The 1,445-nt window shown below is 44.6% G+C and carries 3 protein-coding genes; 1 reads left to right on the forward strand and 2 read right to left on the reverse strand.

Annotation, left to right across the window (positions count from 1 at the left end; genetic code table 11):
* Positions 1-107: 107 nt before the first annotated feature.
* Both ACTQ33_RS17045 and ACTQ33_RS17050 read right to left on the reverse strand, forming a co-directional pair.
* The gene (locus ACTQ33_RS17045) at positions 108-422 is read right to left on the reverse strand and encodes a response regulator (protein ID WP_441465683.1); all 315 of its coding nucleotides are present in this window, start codon (positions 420-422) and stop codon (positions 108-110) included.
* Positions 409-603: a helix-turn-helix domain-containing protein gene (locus ACTQ33_RS17050; protein WP_441465684.1), complete on the reverse strand. Its 195-nt coding sequence runs from the start codon at positions 601-603 to the stop codon at positions 409-411. Before ACTQ33_RS17050 ends, ACTQ33_RS17045 begins: the two co-directional genes overlap by 14 nt.
* Before the next feature lie 143 nt (positions 604-746).
* On the opposite strand from ACTQ33_RS17050, the gene ACTQ33_RS17055 reads away from it, so the two are divergent.
* Positions 747-1,115, forward strand: coding sequence for a helix-turn-helix transcriptional regulator (locus ACTQ33_RS17055; protein ID WP_441465685.1), 369 nt, complete (start codon positions 747-749; stop codon positions 1,113-1,115).
* The last annotated feature ends 330 nt before the right edge of the window (positions 1,116-1,445 follow it).

A 1,445-nucleotide genomic window follows, 5' to 3' on the forward strand; every position in this document is an offset into this window, starting at 1 on the left:
CCCTGGAAAGATCCAGACAGCCTTATTGCAGCTTGGCGGCCTAATTCCATCTTGTTAGCCTACGCCGGGGTCCCTACGGACCTCTGCTTTGCTATACCTTTCTTGAACTATGGTTTTGCGATAAAGGCATCACCGCCAAGCATAATGCTGTTCAGCTCGTCCATATCGGTGTTGCAGCTTGTCACAAAGATAATCGGAACATTGGAAATGCTGCGTATTTTAGAACAGATAGAAAAGCCGCTCTCATTCGGCAATTTAATATCCAGCAAAACGAGGTGAGGTTCTTCTGCCTTGAAAGTGTCATTAACCTTTGAAAAGTCCTTTACTGAAACAGCAGTATATCCATTGCCCCGCAAAAGGGTTTCCAATTCACTTTGTATGACAGGATCGTCTTCAATAATCAGTATTTTATATGTCTTCATGTTTTGGTGTCTTCCCTTGCCTTGTTCTTCTATCAATAGGTTTTTCTGCATCTTTAGGTATTAACCAGATCATTGCCATCTTTATGGCCCCAGGAATACGCCCAGCGGCGCAATAGTAATTTATCCGTCGAGGTGTTACGCCCCATTTTTCACTTGCTTCTTTCAAGGTCATATAGTCCATAACGCACCTCCACAAAGTACATTATAGTTCTGCTGCTCGAACAAAGCAAGGGATAAATATGAATAATAAAATGTAGATATAGCGCATATAGTAACATTCCAAGGGAAAAGTATGAAATATACAATGTAACTGGGTGATGCTATATGGCGAACATCAAAGATTGCCCCGGTTTTGAAACTTTCGGTGCCGATGTAAAAGCCGCACGGAGTGCAAAGCATCTGTCGCGTAAGACATTGGCGGAGATCATCAACATCGACTCTAGGTATCTCGCAAATATCGAGAACGATGCTACGATTCCCAGTCTGCCGGTTATCATACAGCTTATCAAAGTGTGCGGACTTCCCGTGGAACGGTACTTCAATCCAGAGGTCATGCGGGAGGAAAGCGCACAGAGGCAGCGTATCAGCCACAAACTGAAACTCTGCCCAGAGCAGTATTTGACCGTCATCGAGGGTGCGCTTGACGGGGCGCTTAAAACTAAAGAATCAGTAGATGAAACAGAGGGCGTGTGAAAGCATCCTCTGTTTTCATTTTTCCAGGGTGGCTCTGCCGCCCTTTTCTTTTTGAAAAATCCGGGATTTTGCGGGCAGATAAAGGTGTTTCCAGCATTGTATTTACGGGGGAAAGAGCGTAGAGCAAGCACAGCAAGTGTGGCCACACTTGCGAATTTTGATTTTAGGGAACCCCATGCCCCCTAAACACAAAATTGCTTGTTGGGAACTGGAGTAGTACCCTGTAAGTGCAGTCGCAAATTCCCCAAAAATCTGTTAAACTGAACGAACAGAGACGGAGGGGATCGCAATGAAACGTTACAGCAAAGAATTTAAGGAAGAAGCACTGAA

The sequence above is a fragment of the Candidatus Avoscillospira sp. LCP25S3_F1 genome, assembly GCF_052117125.1.
In the GTDB taxonomy this organism is placed as follows: domain Bacteria; phylum Bacillota; class Clostridia; order Oscillospirales; family Oscillospiraceae; genus Avoscillospira_A.